This is a genomic window from Actinomycetospora lutea, from assembly GCF_028737205.1.
GTDB classification, from domain to species: domain Bacteria; phylum Actinomycetota; class Actinomycetes; order Mycobacteriales; family Pseudonocardiaceae; genus Actinomycetospora; species Actinomycetospora lutea.
The window spans coordinates 70,237-92,203 of the sequence record NZ_JAQZAL010000023.1 but is presented as its reverse complement, the minus strand read 5'-3'; the positions used below and the strand labels follow the sequence as shown (position 1 = coordinate 92,203).

The window sequence follows — 21,967 nt, the reverse complement described above, 5'->3', positions numbered from 1 at the left end:
TGCGCCGACTCTATTGGCAGTCGTTCAATTCCGGCGGAAGGATGCGCCCGTCAGCTGTCCAGGAAGTCCTCGAGCACCGGCCCCAGTTCCTCCGGGCGCGTCAGGATCCCGACGTGGCCGCCCTGGTGCAGGTGCACCGTGGCGCGCGGGATCAGCGTGCCCATGAGGTGGGCGTTGACCACCGGGATGACCGGGTCGCGGCGACCGGCGAGCACCAGCGTCGGCGCGCCGATGAACGGCAGCACCGGCAGACTGGTCCACGTCATCAGAGCCATCAGCTGGTACAGGTAGCCCCGGAACGCGACCGGCCGGGCGCGGCCGAACACCTCGTCGACCGCGGCCTGGTCCTCGCCCACGTAGATCTCCGCGCCGGCGTCGTGCCGGTAGCGCCGGTCGTTGTAGCGCCGCGGGGTGAGCATCTTCGCGAGCACGGTGAACCGCGCCGGGACCATCATCGCGCCGGTCCCGGTGCTGACGAGGGCGAGCCGGCCGGTCCGGTCCGGGTGCTGCAGCGCGAACTGCTGGGCGATCCCGCCGCCCCACGACAGGCCGAGCACGTCGGCGCGGGCGTACCCGAGCCCGTCGAGCAGGCCGGAGAGCAGCCCCGCGAGCCCGACCATGGGCAACGGGACCACCGGCAGGGGCGAGCCGCCGATCCCGGGCACGTCGAAGCGCACGACGGGGCGGTCCGGGTCGAGCGCGGCCACGAGCGGGTCGAGGAACTCGACGCTGGCGCCGATCCCGTTGATCAGCACGAGCGGCGTGCGGCCGGGTACCCCCGGCCGGTGGGCGACGTGCAGGCGGTACCCCGCGACGGCGACGTCGCCGACCCACTCGGGGCGGGGTGCAGGGGCGGGATCGGGGTCCACGGGGAGCGCGCTCACGACGTCGCTCCCATGCCTGCGGTGTAGCTCCGGTACACGGAGATGAGGGCCTCCTTCTGCGCGTCGGAGAGCCGGGGGTCGGCGCGGATCGCCCGTTCGGTGGACGCCTCGCCCGACCCCGCGGCCTCCGCCGGGGTGCCCCCGGCGTGTTCGCGCACCAGGCCGGCCTGCAGCAGCAGGCTCTCGGCCGAGATGTCGAGGGCCTCCGCGATCGCGTGCAGCACGCGGACCGACGGCTCGTGCAGCCCTCGTTCGATCTGGCTCAGGTACGGGTTGGAGATGTTGCTCAGGGCGGACAGCTGCCGCAGCGAGAGACGCGCGAGCTGGCGCTGGCTGCGGATGAACCCGCCCAGGGCGCGGCGGTGGTCCTCCCACGCCCCGCCCGGGCCGGCCACGACGGTGCTAGCGGCGTCGCGACGTCGCCGCGAAGACCGACGTCGGGAGCGCCGGCGCGACCGCGTCGATCACTTGGTGGGCGACGTTGCGCTGCGCCTCGAGGATCTGGACGCCCGTGTCGTAGAAGCGGTCGACGGCCTCGCCGGGCGTGCGCGGCAGGCCCGTCGAGGCGGCGCTCCCGCTGACGGCGCCAGCGCCCGGCACGTTCTGCAGCGCCGCGGTCCAGGACTCGGCGAGGGAGCCCGCGAACCGGAGCCCGGCCTCCTGGACCTGGGCGACCATGTCGACGGCCCGCTCGCGGACCTGGTCGAGGTTCGGGTCGGCGGTGGGGGTGGCCATGCGTGGATCCTCCGCGTCGTCGGTGACAGCGCTCAGTTTACCAAGCAAGCCCGGGGCCGCGCGGCGGCGCCATGGCACCGGTCACACGACGGATGTTCACTCCGCCGGGAGGCAGGACACCAGCCGGTCGAGGCGCGCGGCGACGTGCGAGGCGCACGCCGCGCACGGGCAGCGCGCCTCGCGGCTGGCGAGGAGCAGGTCCAGGCGCAGGAACACCGGGTCGTACGCGGGACCGACGGCGTCGTCGACCTTGCGGCGCAGGGCGACGGAGGCGTGGCGGTTCATCGGGCAACACCCTCGCGTGGTGAAGGCAGCGGGCGGACGGGTTGCAGAAGACGCCGTGTCGATGCGCTCCCTGCAACACGGTGACGAGCGCCGGAGCGCCCGTCAACCGTTCGTCGACCGATGGACCCGTGCCGTTACCCGGCGTTCGCCCCCGGCAACAGCCGCGAGGCGCGGTTCATCCACCTGCCCCTCGCCCGCCACCCGGAAGGCTCAGCTCGTCCCGAGGACGTACGAGCCCGGCGCGTCCCCGAGCGGCGGGTGGGCCTCCGACCCGACCGGCGGCGGCGTGCGCATCCCGCCGCCGCGCTCGGCGATCCAGTCGCGCCACGGCTCCCACCACGAGGCGGCAACCTCCTCGGCCCGCTGCAGCCAGGTGTCCGCGTCCGGCGCGGAGGTGCCGCCGACGGTGCCGATCCAGTGCTTGGCCTTCTTGCCGGGCGGGTTCACGACCCCGGCGATGTGCCCGCCGTTGGACAGCGTGAACGTGACGTCGCCGCCGAGCAGGCCCGTGGAGACGAACGAGGTCTTCCACGGCGCGATGTGGTCGTTCACTGCCGCGACGATGAACGTGTCGTTCGTGATCGACTTGAGCGACAGGTGCTCGCCGAGCAGCTCGAGCTCGCCGCGCGCGAGCTCGTTCTGCAGGTAGAAGTGCCGCAGGTAGAACGCGTGCATCTTCGCCGGCATCCGCGTGGAGTCCGCGTTCCAGGCGAGGATGTCGAACGCCGGCGGCGCCTTGCCCTCCAGCCAGTTCGGCCCCACGTAGTTGAAGATCAGATCGTTGGCGCGCAGCAGGTCGAACGTGCCCGCCATCGACTCCGAGGGCAGGTAGCCGGTCTTCGCCATCTTGCGCTCGAGCCGCTCGACGATCTCCGGGTCGACGAAGCTCGCGACCGGCCCGGGGTCGCTGTAGTCGAGCAGCGTGTTCTGCAGGGTCAGCGAGTTGACGCGGTCGCCCTGGCCCCTGGCGTGCAGCATCGCGAGCGTGATCGTCGCCATCAGCCCGCCGAGGCACAGCCCGACGAGGTTCACCTTCTCGGCGCCGGTGATCTCCTGGACGACGTCGAGCGCCGCGAGGTCACCCAGCTCCAGGTAGTCGTCCAGGCCCGTGTCGGCCATCGACTCGTCGGGGTCGCGGTAGCTGATGACGAACACCGTGTGCCCGTGCTGCACGGCCCACTCGAGGAAGCTGCGTCCGGGCGCGAGGTCCATGACGTAGTACTTGTTGATCCACGGCGGGCTCACGAGGATCGGGATCTCGTGGACCTCGTCGGTCTGCGCCTCGAACTGGATCAGCTCCATGAGGCGGTTGCAGTAGACGACCTTGCCCGGCGTCGCCGCGAGCTCCTGGCCGACGCGCAGGTTGGTGCGGTCGACCTGCTGCGGGCGGCCCTGGTTGGTCGCGAGGTCGTCGAGCATCTGCCGGAACCCCGACACCACGCTCGCGCCGCCCGTCTCGAACGCGCGCTTGAGCGCCGCCGGGTTACCGGGCAGCAGGTTGGTGGGCGAGAGCACGCTGCCCAGCACGTCGGCGAGCAGCAGCGCCCGCTCCCGGGAGCTCTCGTCGAGGCCCGCGGCGTCGACGAGGTCGTGCAGCGTGGCCACCAGTGCGACGTACTGCTGGCGCAGCCCCCAGTACGCCGGGTTCTCCTCCCACGTCGGGTCCTTGAAGCGGCCGTCCTTCTCGATCGGCACCGGACCGTCCGCCGACGAGCCGAACACCCGCGCCACGGTGGCCGTCCCGATGCGCGCGGCCAGCGCCGCGTGGCTCGCCACGACGCGCCCCACGTCGGCGGGGTGCGTCGCGAGGCCCTGGGCGACCTGCACGACCGTGCGCCCCCACAGGGCCGGGTCGACCTCGGCCAGCACCTCGGCCGGCACGATCGACTCGAGGGAGCGGGCGAGATCGACGCCCACGCCGTTCATGTTCATCGGCGGCTGCGAGCGGTGCTGCTCCACGGTCATGTCGGCGACCTACCTCCACGTCGACTCCGGACGTGCCGCGCCGACACGCCCCGAGGGGAGTGTGCCCCGCTGGGACATGGGTCACACGGTTACCGACGAGTCAAAGACCCGCGTCACAGGGCCGGGTACCGCAGGGTCGGTCTCCCCGGCCTCAGCCCGCGAGCGGGCCGCGCTTGCGCGCGACGATGCCCTCGTAGAGCAGCGGGCTGCTGTCGGTGGCGAGCCGGTGCTGGAAGCGCTCGCGGCGCACGACCTCGAGGGCGCCCGACCGGATCGACTCGCCGATCATCCCGCCGAACCCGGAGGTGTCGGTGGCCTCGAGGAACGCGTCCTTGATCGTCAGGACGACCCAGCCGTCCTGCGCCACGTGGTCGTAGGCGGTACGGAACGCCTGCGGCGGGATGTCGCCGAAGCCCAGCGCCGCGACCACGGTCAGCGCGTTGAGCTCGTGCCCGGACAGCACGTCGCGCTGCGCCGCGGACAGCCTGGTCAGGTCCGCGACCTGGTAGTCGGCGTAGAGGCCGGGGCGGTCGCGCAGGGCCGCGTCACGGGCCTCGGTGAGGATGTCGACGCCGACGGCGTACTCGACGCCGACCGCCGCGAGCTCCTCGGCCATGATCCCGTTGCCGGCACCGAGGTCGAGCACGCGCAGCGCGGAGGCCTGCTCGCCCGCCGCCGCCATCGCCTCGCTCAGCAGCCCCACCATGAAGCGCGGCGAGTCGCAGCCGAGCACGTCGTAGAAGATCTTCTCGTAGAGCCCGGGGACGCCGAAGATGCGGTCGTAGTCGTGGAAGCGGTACTCGTGCCACGAGCCGTCGGGCTCGGCGACGACGCAGAACTCGTCGTCCTGGCTGTACTTGCTGCTCGGCTCGGGCAGGGCCAGGCGCAGGGACGCGCGGGCCGCCTCGAGGTCGGCGGGCCGGGCCGGGGCCGCCGGTCCGCCCGCCGGCGACGGGGCCCGGTGGAGGACCTCGTGCGGACGATCGGTGCCGTTGCCGGCGCTGTTGACGGTCGTGGGTGCCATCGACCTCTCCTCCCCGGTGTCGCCCCCCGCGGGGAGGACGACGGAAGCTGGACACGGGCAGCAGGACGGCCCGCGTGGAGCATCACGCGGAGTCGATGGTCGTCAGCGCCCGGAGGAGGGGTCAAGGCAAGGGGGCGTCAATAGAATCAACGTCACGCAGCGGGGCGTGAGCGATCACACCACGTTCGTCACTGCCAGCGACCGCCGCCCTGGGGCCCGCGCGGGTCGTAGCGCGTGGTCCGCTGGTCCGGCTGGGCGTATGGGTCGTCGTGGGGGCGTTCGTAGGTGCCGTAGCGCTGGTCGTAACGGCCGTCGTACTGGCGTCCGCCCCAGCCGCCCTGGGCCGCCGGGCGGACCGCCGTGCGCGAGACCCCCGAGAGCATCGAGATGATCGCGAGCCCGATCGCCGTGTAGAGCACCGCCGTGGCGATGTGGTCGACCACGCCGCCCGCGGCGAGGAAGACCTGCAGCACCAGCACCACGAGCACCAGCAGCACGATCGCCGAGAAGAAGGTCGCCGGGCGGGGTGTCGTCAGCAGCAGCAGGTGCAGCAGCGCGGTGCCCGCGAGCGCGGCGATGACCGCGCAGACGGGGATGATCGTCAGGGCGTTGTCGACCAGGGCACCGCTGCGCTGCGCGGTCTGGATGCCCAGGTCGAAGACGTTGGAGATGATCAGCACGCCGACGATGGCGATGCCCGCGGCGACCACGGCCGTGGCCACCCCGCCGGCCCAGAGTCGTCGGCCGAGGACCTCGACATCGCCGTCGTTCCACGAGCGCTCCGGGTAGCTCACGACCTCGTCCTCTCCCGACCGCCGGTGCCGGCGCTTCGGAACGGTTGTACCGCACCGGACCTCGCCGCGGGTGGACCCTCCCCGCCACCAAGGGAGTCCTTGCCGAGTCCGTCCGAGGTCCCTGCGGGCTCGCCGGGCCCGGGGTCCCTTGACGTTCCGCGTCCGGCCCCGTTCGGTGAGCAACTGGCCCCGTTCGACCCGAGCACGCCGTCACGAGGAGGAGCCGGGCGATGACGACCCCGCCGAAACCGCCCCCAGGCCGCACGGCGCGCCGGCTGCCGCGCCCGTCGGAGCTGCGCCCGCTGCTGCGGCTCGCGCGCCCCGACCCGGACCCGACGCGCCGCCGGCTCGCGCGCGCCCACACCGTCGGCGACCTGCGGGAGATCGCGCGGCGCCGCACCCCGCGGGCGGTGTTCGACTACACCGACGGCGCCGCCGAGGCCGAGCTCTCGCTGCGCCGGGCCCGCGACGCGTTCGCGTCGCTGGAGTTCCGGCCCTCGGTGCTGCGGGACGTCTCCGCGATCGACACGAGCACGACCCTGCTGGGCGGCCCGTCGTCCTACCCCTTCGCGTTCGCGCCGACCGGCTTCACGCGGATGATGCACCACGAGGGCGAAGTGGCCGTGGCCCGCGTGGCCGGCCGCCTCGGGGTGCCGCACACCCTCTCGACGATGGGCACCACGTCACCGGCGGACCTCGCCGCGGCCGCCCCGGACACCCGGCGCTGGTTCCAGCTCTACCTCTGGCGCGACCGGGCCGCGAGCGAGGAGGTCGTGCGCCGGGCGGCGGAGGCCGGCAACGAGGCGATCATGCTGACCGTGGACACCCCGGTCGGCGGGGCCCGCCTGCGCGACGCCTACAACGGTCTGACCATCCCGCCGGCCCTCACCGCGCGGACGCTGGTCGACATGGCGCGCCACCCGCACTGGTGGCTCAACGTGCTCACCACGGACCCGCTGGAGTTCGCGGCCCTGACGTCGTGGGAGGGCACGGTCGCCGAGCTCATCGACACGATGTTCGACCCGGCGCTGAACCTCGACGACCTCGCCTGGCTCCGATCCACGTGGAACGGACCGCTCGTGGTGAAGGGCGTGCAGACGGCGCAGGACGCGCGGCGGGTGGTCGACGCCGGCGCCGACGCGGTGATCGTCTCGAACCACGGCGGGCGGCAGCTCGACCGCGCGCCCGTGCCCCTGGAGACGCTGCCGTCGGTGGTGGCCGAGGTCGGCGGCGAGGCGGAGGTCCTGCTCGACACGGGGATCATGTCGGGCGCCGACATCGTCGCCGCCGTCGCGCTCGGCGCCTCGGGCTGCCTGGTCGGCCGGGCGTACCTCTACGCGCTCATGGCCGGCGGTGAGCGCGGCGTCGAGCGCCTCGCGACGATCCTCACCGCCGAGATCCGCCGGACGATGGCGCTGCTCGGGGTGTCGTCGGTCAAGGACCTCACCCCGGACCACGTGCGGCTGGGATAGCGGCCGGGGTGGCTACCGCCGTCGCTCGAGGACGACGAACGGGATGGTGCGCCCGACCTCGTCGGCGCGGCGCTGGTAGCCGGCGTACGGCCGGTACGTCGCGATCGCCGCGGGCCACAGGCGGTCGCGCTCGGCGTCGTCCGCGACGCGGGCGTGCACCGGGCGCACCTCGTCGCGCACCTGGACCGTGGTGTCGGGGTGCGCGCGCAGGTTGTGGAACCACGCCGGATGGCGCGGGTGCCCGCCGTACGACGCGACGATCACGAGGGCGTCCGGGGCGTCGGGGTGGGTGAAGTAGAGCAGCGGGGTGGTGCGCGGGACGCCGCTGCGGGCGCCGACGTGGTCGAGCAGCAGCATCGTCGGCAACCCCGGGGCGGTGTGCCCGACCCGGCCGCCGGTGCGGCGGTAGAGCGCGATGTGCGCCCTGGTCACCGCACCGACGACGGGGGCGAGACGGTCGAGGGCACTGCCGAAGGCGCTGGTGGAGACCACGCGCGCACGGTAGTGCCGACCGCCGCCGGCTACAGCGTGAGCAGCCGGTCGAAGAACTCCCGGTAGCGCTGCACCGCGCGGCGCAGCTCCTCGGTGGAGGGGTCGCCGACGGCGTTCGGGTCGAGCGAGCTGCGCTGCTCGGTGAACGTGCGGGCGAGCTCGTCGAGCACCTCGCCGACCAAGCCGTCGGCCCGCGCCACCGCGTCCCGCGGCTGGTCGACGAACATCATCCGGACGTCCTCCCACTGGGAACGCCAGTGCTGGGCCCGCTGCGGATCGATGATCGTCGAGCCACCGTCGCCGTCGTACCGGTCGTCACCGCCGGCACCCCCGACACCCCCGGCCGGGCCCCCGCCGTTGCCCTGGGCGCCCCAGCGGTCGTGGTCGTGCCCGGACGGCTCGCCGGGGGCACCGCGGGCGTGGTCGGGCGGGCCGGGGTACGCGCCGGGATCACCCGGTCCCGTGCCGTGGGCCTGGTCGCCCGGGACCTGCCCGGCGTGCTGGCCCGCCTGCGGGCCGGGCTGGCCGAGCTGGTCGGTGTACCCGCCGTCGGCCTGCGGCTGCCCGGACTGGCCCAGGTGCTGGCCGGGCTGGCCGAGCTGGTCGGCGTACCCGCCACCGGCCTGCGGCTGCCCGGGCTGGCCGGGCTGGCCGAGCTGCTCGGCGTACCCGCCACCGGCCTGCGGCTGTCCCGGCTGACCGGTCTGGCCGAGGTGCTGCCCGGTCTGGCCGGACTGGCCCAGGTGCTGGCCGGGCTGGCCGAGCTGCTCGGCGTACCCGCCCCCGGCCTGCTGCCCGTACGGCCCGCCGGACCGGTCGTCGTACTGCGCGTCGTACTGACCGCCCTGGGGGCCGCCGTACTGGCCGCCATACTGGCCGCCGTACTGGCCGGCCTGCTGGCCGCCGTACTCCGCGTCGTACGCCGGCCCCGCGGGGCCGGCGCTCTGGAGGGGGTCCTCGTCGTACCCGCCCGGCCGCTCGTGGCCCGCACGCTGCTCGTCGGGGTGTCCTGCCGGGCGGCTCTGCTCGGGGTGGCTCATGCGCGGCGCTCCTGGTGTCCGTCGGGACCGCCGGACGCGGGTGGCGCCGACGGTTGCCTGCCTGGTGCGGGGGGCGGACCGCCCGCCGGGGCGCCCCGCCCGGGCGGCGGACCGCCCGCGGGAGCGCCCTGCCCTGGCGGCGGACCCGCGGGAGCGCCCTGCCCGGGCGGTCCCGCCGGCGAGGGCTGGATCCGCTCCGTGCCGGCCTGCGGGTGCCCGGCCTGCGGGTGCCCGGCCTGCGGGTGCCCGGCCTGCGGGCCCGGTCCACCCCCGCCGGGGCCCGGGATCCGCTCGGTCGCGCCGGCGGGGCCGTACCCGTCGCCGCGTCCGTCGGGGCGCCCGTCACCGCGCCCGCCACCGTCACCGCGGCCATCACCGCCGCGGCCGTCACCCCCGTCGTCGAGCATGGCCTCGACGAGGGTGCGGAAGGCGGTGAACGCACCGCGCAGGTCCTCGGTGGTCGCGGTGCCCTGGCGGTGGGCGGTCACGACGCGCTGCGCCTCGCGGTAGTCCTCGACGAGGTGGGGCTGGGCGACGGAGAGGTCCTCGGTCCGGCGGTCGCCCCCCTCGACGGGGTAGCCGCGGGCACGCATGATCGTCACGAGCAGGGCGTCGGCGTGCTCGACGGCACCCCCCGGGTCGTCGACGAACCCGCGCTGCACCTCCTGCCAATCGGCGTGGAAGCGCTGGCGCTCGTCGGGCTGCAGCGGCCGCAACTGGTGCTGGTCGTGACGCTTCTTGCGCTCCCGCAGCTCCTTCTCGGCCTCCTTGCGGTCGCCGGTCTCGGAGACGCGACGCTCGTACTCGGGGCCGAATTCGTCGGCCAGTGCCTGTTGCCGGCGCCTTCGCGCCAGCACGAGTGCGGCGACGCCGGCAAGGGCCAGCACCACCACAACGATCACGATCACGACGGCGACACTGCCCATCGCCGGACTCCCTTCGTGGGACCTGCAGGACCGGACCTATGCCGCCGAGCGCTCCTCCGACGGTCGGCGTCGCTGGGCCACCTCGCCGATGGCGGGCGGCTCGTAGGAAACGTCTCCGGGGTTCGCGTCCACCCCGGGCGGCACGATCTCGTCGATGCGGTCGAGGACCTCGTCGTCGAGGGTCACCTCGGCGCCGGCGAGCACGTCCTCGAGCTGCTCCATCGTGCGCGGCCCGATGATCGCCGAGGTGACGGCCGGGTGGGACACGGCGAACGCCATCGCCATGTGCACCATCGACAGCCCCGCCTTCTCGGCGAGCGGGATCAGCTCCTCGACGGCGTCGAGCTTGCGCTCGTCGGTGAACCGGCCGGGGCTGCGCTGCGCGCGCTGCGTCCCGGCCTCGTGACCCTTGCGGATCCGGCCGGTGAGCATCCCCATCGCGAGCGGGCTCCAGACCAGCGTCCCCATGCCGTAGCGCCGGCAGACCGGCAGCACCTCGCGCTCGATGCCGCGGTTGAGGATCGAGTACGGCGGCTGCTCGGTGCGGAAGCGCTGGAGGCCCCGGCGCTCGGCGACCCACTGGGCCTCGACGATCTCGGACGCCGGGAAGGTCGACGACCCGATCGCGCGGACCTTGCCGCTGCGCACGAGATCGGTGAGCGCGGAGAGCGTCTCCTCGACGTCGGTCTCGGGGTCGGGGCGGTGGATCTGGTAGAGGTCGAGGTGGTCGGTCTGCAGCCGGCGCAGCGAGTTCTCGACCTCCGCGACGAGCCAGCGGCGCGAGTTGCCGCGGTGGTTGGGGTCCTCGCCCATCGGGGCGTGCGCCTTGGTGGCGAGGACGACGTCGTCACGGCGGCCCGCCAACGCCTTGCCGACGATCTCCTCGGACTCGCCCTGGGCGTACACGTCGGCGGTGTCGACGACGTTGATCCCGGCGTCGAGCGCCCGGTGGATGATCCGGATCGAGTCGTCGTGGTCGGTGTTGCCCCAGGCGCCGAACATCATCGCGCCCAGGCAGTAGGGGCTGACCTTGATGCCGGTCCGCCCCAACGTCCGCATCTTCACGAGCGGGGTGCTCCTTCACGACGGTGTCGGGGGCTGCGGGATAGCCATCCGGGGCGTCGTCGAAGCACGGATCAGCGCGGTTACCCCGAGTGGACGTGGCCGTTGGGGCAACCGGGCGCTCAGCCGGGCGGTGGTGCTGCCGCCGGGGGCAGCCCGATCCGGTCGACGACGGGAATCGCGAGCCGCAGCTCGCCGACGCCGGTCGGGTGGAACGGGTACCGGTCGTCGAGGGACTGCAGGTCCGGACCCAGCCCGTCGGGCGACGGCTCGCACAGCGGCGTCAGGGGCGGGGCGACGACGTCGAAGCCGTAGCGCGCGGCGCCGGCGGTGAGCACCCCGTTGAGCTCGGCGTTGCGGTCGGCGAGCAGCTGGATCTCCTCGGGCGTCAGCCCCGGGTACTGCACCGGGCCCCGCACCGTCGAGCACCGCGCGTCCGGGCGCAGCACGTCGTAGCTGGTCACGACGACGACGCGCGGCCGCGAGGGCAGTGTCGCGAGATCGGCGAGCAGGTCGGCGTAGTCGCGGTCGAAGGCCGCCAGCCGGTAGCCGAACTCGCCGGCGGTGAAGTTGTCCGCGCAGTCGGCGACCGCGTAGCAGTAGCCGATGAGGTCGGTCCAGTTGAGGTCGTTGGGGCCGACCGCGACGACGACGAACGCCGGGTCCTCGACCTGCTTGAGCCGCCCGATCTGCGGCGGGACCGCGACGCCGCCGGTCTGCTGGGGCGCGCGCAGCCCGGCGGTGATCCGCGCGCCCGAGCAGGCGAGGTTGAGCACGTCGTCGCCGATCGCGGCGCCGAGCTGGCGGGCGAGGGAGTCGGTGCTGCGGGCGCAGGCGACGTCCTCGGGCGAGGCGCCCGGCGCCGGGGTGCCGCCGAGCCGGGCCACCCGCGAGTCCCCGACGACGACGCCCCGCACGCCGGACACCGTCGGGCCCACCGGTGACGGGGTCACGTGGTGGGCGCCGGTGAGGTCGGTGAGCGACCGCGCGCTGCGCAGCTCCTGCGCGCCGGCCACGGCCAGGAGACCGCAGGCACCCCAGACGACGAGGGACACGGCGAGCGCGGTGATCGTCGAGAGCGTGAGCGTGCGGGAGAGCCGACGCGCGATCACCGCCGGGCGGGCGCCGGCCCCGGAACGGCGCGCGGTGGAGCGCAGCGTGGCGAGGACCCGCAGCGAGCCGACGAGCCCGCAGACGCCGAGCACCACCGCGACGAGGATCAGGGTCGCCGTGCCGAACCACCGCTCGAAGCCCGCCACGATCGCCGAGAGCGCCTCGGTCGGGCTGTCGCCGTCGGCCAGCGAGGCGAGCGCCGAGCCGGCGGTCTCGTTGCGGGTGACCGGGCCGATCGAGAGCTGCGGACGGATCGGCCCGTAGATCGTCACGTCGGGCACGTCCAGGCTGGTGTTGCCGATCTGGACGATCCGCGGCGGTCCGGACACCGTCGCGGCGGGCGGCTGGACGCCGACGCTGATCTGCTGCCCGAACGCCTCGACGTCCTGGTCGGGTGTGAGCACCAGCGCGGCCCACACCCCGGACACGACGCAGGCGGCGACCAGCAGCAGCGTCACCGGCGAGCGCAGCTCGCGCCGGATCCCGCGCACACGGCGGCCCACGGCCCTCCTCGCTGGTCGGCTCCCCCGGACTCCCGGACCTGTCGCCCTCCAGCCCTACCGGACCGACCCCGTCGCCGTCACCCGTCCGTGGTGGACGCGTCCGTCGTCGACGTCGTCGTGCGCCGTTCGAGCCGCGCGAGGACGGCGGCGACCGCGGTGGCCACGACGAACGACAGCAGCGACGCCGAGAGCCACGACGGCGGTGTGAACCCGATCGCGTCGCGCAGCGCGCTCCAGGCGTCCGACCAGACGGGCGCCCCGCCGGGGTTGACGAGCTGGTAGACGGCGAGGCCGATCACCCAGGCGACGACCATGAGCGGGCGGGACGGTGCCCAGCGGGAGAGGTCCGGCGCGCCCCCGCGCCGCACGAGCGCGTCCCCGACGCCGACGCCGAGCAGCGGCACGAACACCGACCCGATCACGGCGAGGAAGACCGCGTAGTCGTCGATGGTGACGCCGAGCGCGAGCACGGTGATCAGCGAGCCGATGGCCAGGCAGAGCACGCGGCGGTCGGCGCGCGGCGCGAGGTTCTGCACCGAGACCGCCGTCGAGTACACGTTCGCGAACGACTGGTCGGTCTCGCGGGCGGTCAGCACCAGCAGCGCCACGAGCCCGAGCGGCGCCGCGAGCATCGGGGCGAACACCGCGTCGCCGTCGCCCGCCACGAGGGCGAGGGCGGCCAGACCGACGACGAAGCAGACGATCTGGGTGATGCCGTAGCCGACGGTGGCCGCGGTGAAGGCGGTCGAGACGCGCCGCGAGTGGCGCGAGAAGTCCGAGGCGACGGGGATCCAGGACACCGCGACGGCGATCGCCGCGTCCGTACCCGCCCAGAACCCCGCCCAGGAGCCCCCGCCGGCGCCGAGGTCGAGCTCAGGCCGGCTGAACAGCCACCACGCGAGGTACGCGACGGAGATCGCGACGAGGACCGTCACCACGCGGCGCAGCAGCCGCAGCATGCCGAGCGGGCGCAGCGTGAGCAGGGTGGTGACGACCCCCGCCCCGAGCACCCACACCCACGTCGGGCCGCCGAGTGCGAGCGTGCCGGCCTGGGCGATGACGACGAGCTCGAACGTGCCCCAGCCGATGAGCTGGACGACGTTGAGCACCGACGGGATCCACGACAGGACGCCACCGAACAGACCGCGCAGCAGCACCATCGCGGGCGCGCCGGTGGCGGCGCCGGGCATCGCCGACAGACCGACCATGGCGCTGCCGATCACCGTGCCGACGACGGTCGCGACGACGGCCGCGGTGACGGTCAGCGACGGGGCGCCCGCGGGCGCGAGGACGGCGAGGACGCCCGCGAAGCCCAGCAGGCTCACGCCGAGGTTGGCCCAGAACGCGCCCTGGTCGAGGAAGCCGAGGGTCTTCGGCACCGGGCCGTCGAGAGTGGGGGCGACCTCCGGGGCAGAGGTCGGGGCGGACGCGGACGTGCTCACAGCAGCCTCCCTGCGCCGGCATGATCCGGATCAGGTTCCGACGGTCGGGACCGCTGCCGTTCGCCCCCAGAAATGGGCGCAGTGCGGCCAGGTCCCCTCTCAGCCCGGTGGCTCCGGACTCCCGTGGGCGTCGGTCGACGCCCGCCGACGACCGTACGCGAGACGAACACGAGGGGCCGCCCCCGTGATCCTCGGATCACGGGGACGGCCCTCGTGGGTCGTGCTCAGGAGCGGACTACTGCGTCAGGTTGGCGCAGTCCTCGTTGTTGTTGATGCACTCCGCCCCCGCGTCGTTCGACGCCTGGCTGGCGATGTTGTGGAAGTCGGAGTGGTCGGTCCGCGGGTCGTGCTGCTCGTTCGGGAAGCTGTCGATCTGGAACGTGCGACCCTCGGGCTGGTCGTACTTCAGGGTGATGCGCAGGGCCGGGATGGGCTCCTGGTCCTCCTCGCAGTTGCCCTGGGCGTCCGGGAAGAAGATGTGCGAGCGGAAGTCCTTGGACTCCAGGTTCTCGCCGTCCCAGCAGCTCGGGTAGTCGAGGATGCGGGTGAGCTGCTCACCCGGACCGCAGATCGGGTACTGCTCGGTGATCCGGTTCTCGTTGCCCTGCCCGGAGCAGGTGTACTTGGCGTTGACGTTCTTGCCGTCCTGCGCACCCTGCTTGGCGTTCCCCATGATCATCATGAGGTGGCTCGGCATGGCGGTGATCTCCCGGTCGCCGTGCCCGTGGAACGTCAGGTCGGCCGAGGCCGGCTTAAGGATCGAGCCGACGTTGCCGTCGAGGCTGCCGCCGTCCTCGCCCTCGTCGGGGCTCTGGCCGTTGATGTCACGCAGGACCGGCCAGAAGAAGGCCGAGCCGTCCCCGTTGACGCAGGAGGTCTGGCCCGCGTCGGCCGCCTCCTGCAGGGGGTCGTCGTCGGAGTTCGCGTCGGTGGTCTGGTTGCCGACGTAGTCGTGGACGTGCTGGGCACCGTTCCGCTTGCCCGGCGCGGCCATGTAGTTGTCGGAGTTGTTGTGGTCGCTGACACCGCAGTCGACGCGGTAGGAGCCCTGCGCGTCGTTGAACACGCCGCCCTCGCCGATGTTGTTGTTGACCTCGACGTCGTTGATGTCGACGTAGTCGCCGGCGTCGGCGTTGGCGGCCTCGTCACGGCCCGGGAAGGGGTCCGCCGCCTCGGCGGCCTCGACCTGGGCGCCCTCGTTGTCGGCGTCGATCTCGCCGACGTCCTCGTTCATCCCGTTGTTCTCGCCACGGCGCTGCTGGTCACCCTGGTCCTGGCCGTCCTGACCGTCCTGGCCCTGGTCGCCGTCCTGGTCACCCTCGTCGCCCTGGCCCTGGTCGCCCTGGTCGTCGCCGGAACCGGAGCCGTCGTCGTCCGAGCCCTCCTGGCCGGACCCGTCCCCGTCCCCGTCGCCGGAGGCCCCGGAGTCGTCACCGGACTCCTCGTCCGACGAGCCGGTCAAGGAGCTGAGGAAGCCCGAGTCCGACCCCGACTCGGAGTCCGAGTCCGCGAAGGCGGAACCGGCGACCGTGACCACGCCGCCGGTGATGAGCAGCGCCGCGACGATCGCGAGCAGCCGCTTCGGGAGTGTTGTGCGATGTCGTCCGCGTCGGGGCACGGGGAACCTCCTGACGGTGCCCGTGGCGCCGGGACGGGGGAGCTCGTCCGGGGAGTCGACGCCGAGGGCACGGGTGACCTGCGTGGGGTTGTCGGCGGAGCCTGGACGGCGGCAGAGGACAAAGGGGGAGCGTCGCCGCCCGGGCTCCGACGGAAGGTCACGGTAGGGACACGGCCGTCCGGCGACCGCTTATCTGAGAGATCTCAGGTCCGGACGCCGCTCGCAGGACCGCTCGGCACGACGACCGGCAGTCTGATGCGGCCGAACGGATGAGTCAGTGGGCCGCTCGCCCCACCACGCTCTCAGGTCGGCGCGGCGGACGAGCATCACGTCTCCGCTCGCCGCTCGTCGATTGAACTCGGACGCGCCGCGGTCCAAGCTGGACCGCGATGAGACCTGATCGTTATGCGGGCGCGGAGCGGGGCCGCGTGCTGTGCGTGGCCCCTTCCCATCGCACAACGAGCGTCCTGGTCGGGACGTTGCGGTCGCACGGCTTCGAACCGCAGCTGCTGCGCGAGAGCTGGAGCGTCGGGGCCACCGCCCGGGCCAGCGGCGCGCGCGCCGTCGTGCTGGACGTGGAGATGCCGGGCCTGCGGCCGGTGGAGGTGCTCGCGGACCTCCACCGCGACAGCCCCCGCACCCCGATCATCGCGCTGACCAGCCCGGAGGCGCGCGACCGCACCGTGTCGACCCTGCGCGCGACGCAGGACGACTACCTGGTCACGCCCTTCCCCATGGAGGAGCTGCTGGCGCGCCTGCGGCTGCGCCTCGGCGACGACCGCCCCACCGCGCAGCTGTTCCTGCGCCGCGGCGAGGTGGCCGTCGACACCGCCCTCGAGCAGGTGTTCGTCGAGAACAAGCCGGTGAGCCTGTCGCGCACCGAGTACGCGGTGGTCGACGCGCTCATCCGCCACCCGCGCGGGCAGGCGATGTCCCAGGAGCAGCTGGTCACCCGCGTCTGGGGTGGCCCGCCGACCTCGAACATCGTCGAGGTCTACATCGGCTACCTGCGCCGCAAGCTCGGCGCGGAGCGCATCCGCACCGTGCGCGGTCGCGGCTACATCCTCGAGGGCTGATCCCGCCTACGGCTCCAGGAAGAGGTGCCCGGCGCCGCGGCCGATGACGTAGGTCGGCCAGCCGGGACCCGTGCCGGTCTCGTAGGTCAGCACCCGGTCGGGCGGCTCGACGGCCCGGCGCTCGGCGTGCAGGAAGTTCACGCGCAGCAGGAGCCCCTCGAGCGGGCCCGCCGTGGCGAGACGCGAGTCGACGATGGACATCAGGCGCGCCCGGTCGCTGAACTGGTCGACGATGTCGCAGCGGCACGCGAAGGCGATGGTCCCGATCTCACCGGGTGCGAGGATGCTCTGGTCCGCCGGCACGGCCGCGCCGAGCCCGGAGCCCGCGTTGATGTAGTCGGCGGCGCTGGCCCAGTTGCCGAACACCGCCGGGTGCGGCCAGGGGATCCCGAGCGCGGTCTGGTGGCCGATGCTCACCCCCGCCACGAGCGCCAGCCCGGTGACGACCGCGGTGGTGCGCTGCCGGCTCAGGTCGGCCGCACCGAGCGCGGCGCACAGCGTCAGCAGCGCCAACGACGGGCAGTAGTACCAGATGTAGGACGAGACGCCCATCGCCGCGTAGGCCGCGTAGTGCACCGCGCCCGCGAGGCCGGCCGCGACCACGACGCGGTCGAGCAGCCGCCCCTGCCCCCGGACCCACCGCGCGGCCGAGACGGCGACGGACACCAGGCCCACCCCGACGACCACGCCCACGACGAGCATCGCCATCGGCCAGCGTTCCGCCATGAACAGCGGCCCGTTGCCGAAGACCTCGCCGCCGGGGAAGGCGCCGCTCGTCTTGATGATGAGGCTGTCGGGCACGAAGCTGCCGAGCGCGAACCACGACCACACGTGCCAGGGCAGCGTGACCAGCGCGCCGACACCGACGGCCACCAGCGCACCGCGCACCGCGCGCGGGGCCGCGGCGAGGAACAGCACCGCGACGAGGACGACCGCGGGCAGCACGAGGTCGGGGCGGGTGAGCACCCCGAGCCCCGTGACGATCCCCGTCGCCACCGGCCTGTGGGCGGCCGCGTAGCGCGCGACGGCGACCAGCAGGGCCGCCACCAGGAACGACTCCATGCCGACCACCGCGGCGAAGATCGGCGAGGTGACGATCAGGCCCACGGTGAGGAACGCGACCACCGGGCGGCGCAGGCCCAGCTGCCCGGCCAGGCCCGCCGCCCAGACCGCCATGGCGGTGGTGGTGAGGACGAGGACGAGACCGGCCGAGACCGCCGGACGCCCGGTGACGACGATGCCGGCGGCGAGGAGCCACACGTTCAGCGGCGACGTGGCCGAGTTGGCGTCGCGGAACGGCGTGAGGCCCCAGTGCCCGAGCTCGGCGACGTTCCGCGCGTAGTCCAGCGTGATGTAGGAGTCGTCGGGCATCCCGCGGTACGCCACGAGGAACAGCAGCCCGCCCATCAGCGCGCCGACGGCCGCGATCAGCAGGGTCGGCGGCGACGGGCGCGGGAGCGTCCGGCGCGGCGGGGTGTCGTCGACGGTCGGGACGTCGTGGTCCGAGCGGGTCGCCGGGTCGAGGCCGGTGGCCACCTCAGGCCGTCCCCGGCTCGACGACGATCTCGTTCGGCATCCGCCGGCTCCGCTCCCGAGGGTCAGGTGTCGACGTCCATATCACCACGGCGCGGGGGTCGCGCCCGTAGCCGGGGCCGGGCGCTACGTGGGGAAGAGCGTGTCCTCGCGGTGGGCGGGGTCGCCGCCGACACGGATGAACCACTCGGTGCCGAAGGCCAGCGCGAACCGGTCGTGGGGCAGCGCCAGGAAGAAGGAGTCGTCCGGGATCTGGCTGCGGTGCGCCCGCATCGCCGCGCGCTTGGCCTCCAGCCACGGCGTGACGTCGACGCGGGTCGTCAGCTCGGACTCGGGCGAGCCGAACGACTCCGGGTCGAGGTCGGGCATCTCCTCGCCGGCCTCGCGCGCCATCTCGGCCATGCGGCGGAACTCGTCGCGGTTGCTGGTGGCCTCGTAGACCCGCGGCGTGCCGGCCAGCTCGCCGGCCCGGCGTCCCACCCGGTGGACCTGGATGTGGTCGGGGTGCCCGTAGCCACCGATGCGGTCGTAGCAGGTGAGGACCTCCGCGTCCTCCTCCCGCAGGATCGCCGCCAGGCGCTCGGCGGCCTCCTCGACGTCGGCGGACCAGAACGACCCGGCGGCGCCGTTGGTGTCGGTGTCGACCATCCCGGAATCGACGTAGCCGAGGAACTCGACCCGGGCCGCGCCGAGCACCTTCGCGGACTCGTGGGTCTCCTCGACCCGGCGCTCGGCCAGCGTCTCGCCGTCGGCGAGCACGCCGGGCACGATCTCGCCGTGCTCGCCGCGGGTCGCGACGACCAGCACCACGCGGTGACCGGCGTCGGCGGCGGCGCGCATGACCCCGCCGCAGCTGATGCACTCGTCGTCGGGGTGTGCGTGGAAGCTGACCATGGTCGCCACGCCCCAGAGCCTAGTGAGCGGCTCCTACGCGAGCGCGATCGACGCCACCAGCACGATCGCGACGAGCAGCAGCAGCGCCACCGTGCCGAGGATGACGCCGGCGCGCGGGCCCGGCCCGCGGGCGAACAGCTCGCGACCCGGCAGCCCCTCCGACCGCGCGGCCGCGCTCGCCCACGGCGGGGCCGTGTCCTCCGGGCGCGCGACGCCGCCGCCCGCCGCGCGCGCCGGGACCGCGCCGGGCACGAACTGGGTCCGCTCCGGCGGCGGGGGTGGGCCGGGGCGCGCCGGACCGCTCGGCCACGACCCCGTCGTGCGCGGCGCGTGCGGGGGTCCCGACCTACGGGGCACCACCTGGGTCGCCTCCGGTGCCGGCTCCTCCCGCGCCACGACCTGGGTGCGGTCGGCGGCCGGGCCCGGGGCGCCGCGCACGACCTGCGTCGTGTCCGGGGACGCCTCGGCGTCGGCGTCCTGCGCCGACCACCGGAACGGCGGCGGGAAGGGGTCCGCGGGCAGGGGGCGCTCGTCGGTGCGTGGCTCGTCCTCCTCGTCCGCGGGCGGCGGGGGCGGCCGCAGGGTCGGCGCCGACGGGCGCGTCTCGGGCAGCGGCGGCGCCTCGGCGGCGGTCGCGGGCACGGGGATGCCGCGGGGTCGGCCGTCGTCGGGGACCTCGGGGTCGGCGGCGAGGTCGGCGGGGTCGGCGGCGTCGACGGGGTCGGCGGCGTCGACGGGGTCGACGGGCTCCGCCGGCGGTGTCGCGGCCCCGGTGGCGTCCGCGTCCTCCGTGCTCGGGGTCGCGTCCGCCGGCTTGACCCGGGCGGGGCGCTCCGGCAGGGGTGTCCACCGGGTGGCGCCGTCGGGGCGGTCGTCCTCGACCCCGGCGGCGGGCGTCACGGGGTCCCGGTCGGCGTCCGGTTCGGCGACGGACTCGGCCGGCGGGGCCGCCGGGGTCTCACCTCCCGCGTCGTCCGGGGTGGCGTCCGGGATGGCGTCCGGGGTGGCGTCGGGGGCCGCGTCAGGCGCGAGGGCGCTCTCCACCGACCCCGCCGCCGGGAGGGTCGCCGGTGAGCCCGTCGGCGTCCGCTCCCCCATCGGCCCGGTGGGTCGTCCTGGCGGAGGCAGCGGGGGCGTCGGGGGCGTCGGGGGCATCGGGGGTGGCGGGAGCGGCGGGGACGGTGGCGGACGCCGGTCGACCGGTGGACCGCCGCGCGGTGGCGACGACGGACGCTCGGGCGGACGGGACGGCGGCCGGCCGGTCGGGGCAGCGGGCGGGTCAGCCGGCGGGGTCACGGGCGGGGTCGACGAGGGGCGCCCGTTGCCGCGCGCGACCTCCGGCGCTCCCGTGCCCGGCCGCCGCGTCGCGTAGCCCTCGGCGAGCCCGTCGTCGAGGCCGAGCTCGTGGTCGGCGGCGTCGAGCTCGCTGTCGTCGAGGTCGTCCCGAACGGCCGGCGGCGGGGGCTCCGGGAGCCGCGAGGCGAGGATCTCGTCGCGACGCCGCCGGTAGGACTCGGCGTCCACCCGGCCGGTGGCCAGGTCCTCGTCGAGCCGACGCAGCTGCTCCGGGACGCCCATCGCACCTTCCTCCGCAGCCCGCCGATGAGGCAGGGCAACCGTCCGACCTGCGCAGGTTTCGCACGGTAACGCACGACAGCGGTCCGTGAGTGATCGTCACCTGGGCGACGGCGCGCGTGATCTCGGCGAAAAGGAGCGAACACCCCGGGGCCCGATCACGAAGGTGGCGGCGAACGCGACGCACGAGGGCGTCGCCGACGCAGCACAGCGGTCGAGACCTCCGGCCGCGGACGAGAGGACGTCACCGTGTCTCCGACCTCGCGCACCACCGTCTCCACCGCCGGGTGCGGACGCGTCCTCCCGCGTCCCGCGGAAGGTGTCTGGCCGGGCCTGCAGGATCCGGGCGAGAACCGGCTGCGCATGACGGTGGCCCGCGGCCTGGTGCGCTCGGCGGTCACGCGCCTGCCGATGCACCTCGTGTGGCCCGACGGGTCGGTCGAGGGCGACACCGCGGGGCCCGCACTGCGCCTGATCCGCCCCGAGGCCTTCTTCACGCGGCTGGGTCGCCAGGGCCTCATCGGGTTCGGCGAGGGCTGGATGGTCGGCGACTGGGACTCCCCCGACCTCGTCGGCGTCCTGCGCGTCATGGTCGACCACATCGAGGAGCTGGTCCCCCGCCCGCTGCGCAACCTGCGCCGTCTCTACGACCGCGGGCAGCCGCGCGAGGAGGTCGCCGCGGACGCGGAGGTCTCGCAGGAGAACGTGCACCGGCACTACGACCTGTCGAACGACCTGTTCGCGCTGTTCCTCGACGAGTCGATGGTGTACTCGGCCGCCTGGTTCGACCCGCGGCGCCCGGCGGAGCCGCTCGTCGACGCCCAGCACCGCAAGATCGACGGCATCCTCGACCTCGCCGGGGTGCGGCCGGGACAGCACGTGCTCGAGATCGGTACCGGGTGGGGCGAGGCGGCCATCCGGGCGGCCCGGCGCGGCGCGCGGGTCACCACCCTGACGCTGTCGGTGGAGCAGGCCGAGCTCGCCCGCGCTCGCGCGGAGCGCGCCGGGGTCTCCGACCGCATCACCATCGACGTCCGCGACTACCGCGAGGCCACCGGCTCCTACGACGCCGTCATCAGCATCGAGATGATCGAGGCCGTCGGCGAGCGCTTCTGGCCGGAGTACTTCCGCACCGTCGACCGGCTGCTCGTCCCGGGCGGGCGCTTCGGCCTGCAGTCGATCACCATGCCGCACCACCGGCTCGAGGCGACCAAGGCGTCGTACACCTGGATCCACAAGTACGTGTTCCCCGGCGGGCTCATCCCGAGCCTGGAGGCCGTCGACGAGACCCTCGCCCGGTACACGACGATGCGGGTGGACGAACGCCGCTCGATCGGGCTCGACTACGCCGAGACGCTGCACCGGTGGCGCGCGAGCTTCCTCGCCCACGGGGACGAGGTGCGCGCGCTCGGCTTCGACGAGACCTTCGTGCGGATGTGGGACTTCTACCTGGCCTACTCCGAGGCCGGGTTCGCGTCGCGCTACCTCGACGACTACCAGCTGGGGATCGCCCGTCCCTGAGCGCAGACGTGGC

The 21,967-nt window shown here is 74.2% G+C and carries 20 protein-coding genes and 1 riboswitch; of the genes, 3 read left to right on the top strand and 17 right to left on the bottom strand.

What is annotated here, in order from left to right:
• Nucleotides 1-50: 50 nt before the first annotated feature.
• The 7 genes from PHK61_RS23280 to PHK61_RS23250 form a co-directional block, all read right to left on the bottom strand.
• A complete protein-coding gene (locus PHK61_RS23280) occupies nt 51-884 on the bottom strand; it encodes an alpha/beta fold hydrolase (protein WP_274283403.1) in 834 nt (277 codons plus the stop codon).
• Entirely contained in the window at nt 881-1,279 is a 399-nt protein-coding gene (locus PHK61_RS23275) for a helix-turn-helix domain-containing protein (RefSeq protein WP_274283402.1), read from the bottom strand. Before PHK61_RS23275 ends, PHK61_RS23280 begins: the two co-directional genes overlap by 4 nt.
• 7 nt (nt 1,280-1,286) lie before the next feature.
• The gene (locus PHK61_RS23270) at nt 1,287-1,619 is read right to left on the bottom strand and encodes a hypothetical protein (RefSeq protein ID WP_274283401.1); all 333 of its coding nucleotides are present in this window, start codon (nt 1,617-1,619) and stop codon (nt 1,287-1,289) included.
• 96 nt (nt 1,620-1,715) lie between these two features.
• Nucleotides 1,716-1,904, bottom strand: a complete 189-nt coding sequence (locus tag PHK61_RS23265; RefSeq protein WP_274283400.1) for a hypothetical protein — start codon at nt 1,902-1,904, stop codon at nt 1,716-1,718.
• A gap of 210 nt (nt 1,905-2,114) precedes the next feature.
• Nucleotides 2,115-3,869 (bottom strand): PHA/PHB synthase family protein, encoded by a 1,755-nt coding sequence (locus PHK61_RS23260; RefSeq protein WP_274283399.1) that lies wholly within the window; start codon nt 3,867-3,869, stop codon nt 2,115-2,117.
• A 151-nt stretch (nt 3,870-4,020) separates the two neighbouring features.
• Entirely contained in the window at nt 4,021-4,893 is an 873-nt protein-coding gene (locus tag PHK61_RS23255; RefSeq protein ID WP_274283398.1) for a methyltransferase domain-containing protein, read from the bottom strand.
• 188 nt (nt 4,894-5,081) lie between these two features.
• Complete coding sequence (locus PHK61_RS23250; RefSeq protein ID WP_274283397.1) at nt 5,082-5,687, bottom strand: hypothetical protein; 606 nt, start codon at nt 5,685-5,687, stop codon at nt 5,082-5,084.
• Between the two features lie 230 nt (nt 5,688-5,917).
• Between PHK61_RS23250 and PHK61_RS23245 the strand changes: the two genes are divergently transcribed.
• The gene (locus tag PHK61_RS23245) at nt 5,918-7,159 is read left to right on the top strand and encodes an alpha-hydroxy acid oxidase (protein WP_274283396.1); all 1,242 of its coding nucleotides are present in this window, start codon (nt 5,918-5,920) and stop codon (nt 7,157-7,159) included.
• 12 nt (nt 7,160-7,171) lie between these two features.
• Here the strand turns inward: PHK61_RS23245 and PHK61_RS23240 are convergent, their stop codons facing one another.
• The 7 genes from PHK61_RS23240 to PHK61_RS23210 all read right to left on the bottom strand — a co-directional run bounded on the left by PHK61_RS23240 (nt 7,172) and on the right by PHK61_RS23210 (nt 15,355).
• Nucleotides 7,172-7,651: a nitroreductase family deazaflavin-dependent oxidoreductase gene (locus tag PHK61_RS23240; protein ID WP_274283395.1), complete on the bottom strand. Its 480-nt coding sequence runs from the start codon at nt 7,649-7,651 to the stop codon at nt 7,172-7,174.
• Nucleotides 7,652-7,680: 29 nt separating this feature from the next.
• A complete protein-coding gene (locus PHK61_RS23235; protein WP_274283394.1) occupies nt 7,681-8,691 on the bottom strand; it encodes a hypothetical protein in 1,011 nt (336 codons plus the stop codon).
• Nucleotides 8,688-9,617 carry a hypothetical protein gene (locus PHK61_RS23230; protein ID WP_274283393.1) on the bottom strand — a complete coding sequence of 310 codons (930 nt, stop codon included), beginning with the start codon at nt 9,615-9,617 and terminating at the stop codon, nt 8,688-8,690. Before PHK61_RS23230 ends, PHK61_RS23235 begins: the two co-directional genes overlap by 4 nt.
• 36 nt (nt 9,618-9,653) lie before the next feature.
• Nucleotides 9,654-10,682, bottom strand: a complete 1,029-nt coding sequence (locus PHK61_RS23225) for an aldo/keto reductase (RefSeq protein ID WP_274283392.1) — start codon at nt 10,680-10,682, stop codon at nt 9,654-9,656.
• 119 nt (nt 10,683-10,801) lie between these two features.
• On the bottom strand, nt 10,802-12,295 hold the full coding sequence (locus tag PHK61_RS23220) for a GDSL-type esterase/lipase family protein (protein WP_274283391.1): 1,494 nt from the start codon (nt 12,293-12,295) through the stop codon (nt 10,802-10,804).
• Between the two features lie 77 nt (nt 12,296-12,372).
• On the bottom strand, nt 12,373-13,737 hold the full coding sequence (locus PHK61_RS23215) for a purine-cytosine permease family protein (RefSeq protein ID WP_274283390.1): 1,365 nt from the start codon (nt 13,735-13,737) through the stop codon (nt 12,373-12,375).
• Nucleotides 13,728-13,872, bottom strand: a riboswitch (TPP riboswitch). (Overlaps the previous gene by 10 nt.)
• Nucleotides 13,873-13,972: 100 nt before the next feature.
• A complete protein-coding gene (locus PHK61_RS23210) occupies nt 13,973-15,355 on the bottom strand; it encodes a DUF1996 domain-containing protein (protein ID WP_274283389.1) in 1,383 nt (460 codons plus the stop codon).
• Between the two features lie 437 nt (nt 15,356-15,792).
• On the opposite strand from PHK61_RS23210, the gene PHK61_RS23205 reads away from it, so the two are divergent.
• Nucleotides 15,793-16,431, top strand: a complete 639-nt coding sequence (locus PHK61_RS23205; protein ID WP_274283388.1) for a response regulator transcription factor — start codon at nt 15,793-15,795, stop codon at nt 16,429-16,431.
• 6 nt (nt 16,432-16,437) lie between these two features.
• Here PHK61_RS23205 and PHK61_RS23200 read toward each other — a convergent pair whose 3' ends face one another.
• From PHK61_RS23200 to PHK61_RS23190, 3 genes are all read right to left on the bottom strand, one after another.
• Nucleotides 16,438-17,967, bottom strand: coding sequence for a hypothetical protein (locus PHK61_RS23200; protein ID WP_274283387.1), 1,530 nt, complete (start codon nt 17,965-17,967; stop codon nt 16,438-16,440).
• Between the two features lie 123 nt (nt 17,968-18,090).
• The gene (locus tag PHK61_RS23195; protein ID WP_274283386.1) at nt 18,091-18,867 is read right to left on the bottom strand and encodes a PIG-L family deacetylase; all 777 of its coding nucleotides are present in this window, start codon (nt 18,865-18,867) and stop codon (nt 18,091-18,093) included.
• A gap of 24 nt (nt 18,868-18,891) precedes the next feature.
• Nucleotides 18,892-20,436, bottom strand: coding sequence for a hypothetical protein (locus tag PHK61_RS23190; RefSeq protein ID WP_274283385.1), 1,545 nt, complete (start codon nt 20,434-20,436; stop codon nt 18,892-18,894).
• A 246-nt stretch (nt 20,437-20,682) separates the two neighbouring features.
• Here PHK61_RS23190 and PHK61_RS23185 point away from each other — a divergent pair, with 246 nt between their 5' ends.
• Nucleotides 20,683-21,954 carry an SAM-dependent methyltransferase gene (locus PHK61_RS23185; protein ID WP_274283384.1) on the top strand — a complete coding sequence of 424 codons (1,272 nt, stop codon included), beginning with the start codon at nt 20,683-20,685 and terminating at the stop codon, nt 21,952-21,954.
• Nucleotides 21,955-21,967 lie beyond the last annotated feature (13 nt).